This window comes from Streptomyces dysideae (assembly GCF_001514305.1).
In the GTDB taxonomy this organism is placed as follows: Bacteria; Actinomycetota; Actinomycetes; order Streptomycetales; family Streptomycetaceae; genus Streptomyces; species Streptomyces dysideae.
Genome location: NZ_KQ949212.1, coordinates 1 through 764 on the forward strand (window position 1 = coordinate 1; position 764 = coordinate 764).

Annotated in this window: 1 protein-coding gene; it reads right to left on the minus strand. The window is 67.7% G+C overall.

The features are described 5' to 3' along the window. Nucleotides 1-41: 41 nt before the first annotated feature. The coding region (locus AQJ91_RS48455; protein ID WP_067036860.1) for an HARBI1 family protein at nt 42-764 on the minus strand (723 nt) is incomplete at its 5' end.

Sequence of the window (764 nt, forward strand, 5' to 3'; positions counted from 1 at the left end):
TGAGCCTTTGCCAGTAATGGATCACGACGTTGTGTGATCGTTCAGATGGTGCGGTTGTACTCGAGTTGGAGTAGGACGAGTGCTGCGGCGGCGATCTTCGTGATGCGGCTGGGGTCGAGGCTGACCCGGCGCAGGGCTTTGAAGGTGGTCTTGAGCAGGGAGTTGGCGCGCTCGCAGACGCCGTGGATGCCGCGGATGACCTTGTTGTAGGTCTGCTGGGCTTCGGTCAGCTCGCCTCCGGCTGGTTTCTTGTGCGGGTGGCGGAAGCCGTCGCCGGCGTTCTCGTAGCCGAGGTCGACCAGGGTCAGCATGTCCAGCTCGGCGGCGATCCGGTTGAGGGCGTCGATCAGGCCGTGGTGGCGAGCGCAGGTGGTGTCGTGCTCACGGCCCGGCCGTACTGGCGAGACCCAGATCGGCCAGCCGTCCGGGGTGGCGATGACTTGCACGTTCCCGCCATGGTGCTTGTGTTTTCCGGACCACCACAGGTCTGCGCCGTTGGGGCCGGGGGCGGCGACGCGGTCGGTGCGGATGACGGTGCCGTCGAGGTTCAGGTGCGTCAGCCCGGCCGCCTTCGCGCGCTCCAGCGCAGTCGCGAGGTCCGGAGCCCCGGCCGCCAGCACAGTCAGTCCCTCGTGGAGGCAGCGGTATGCAGTGGAGACCGACACCCCGTTGTCACACGCGAGTTGGGCCAGCCGGGTGCCGTCGAGGAACCAGCGCAGCACGAGCACGGCCTGCTTGAAGCAGCCCAGCGCACGCCGCCCCTT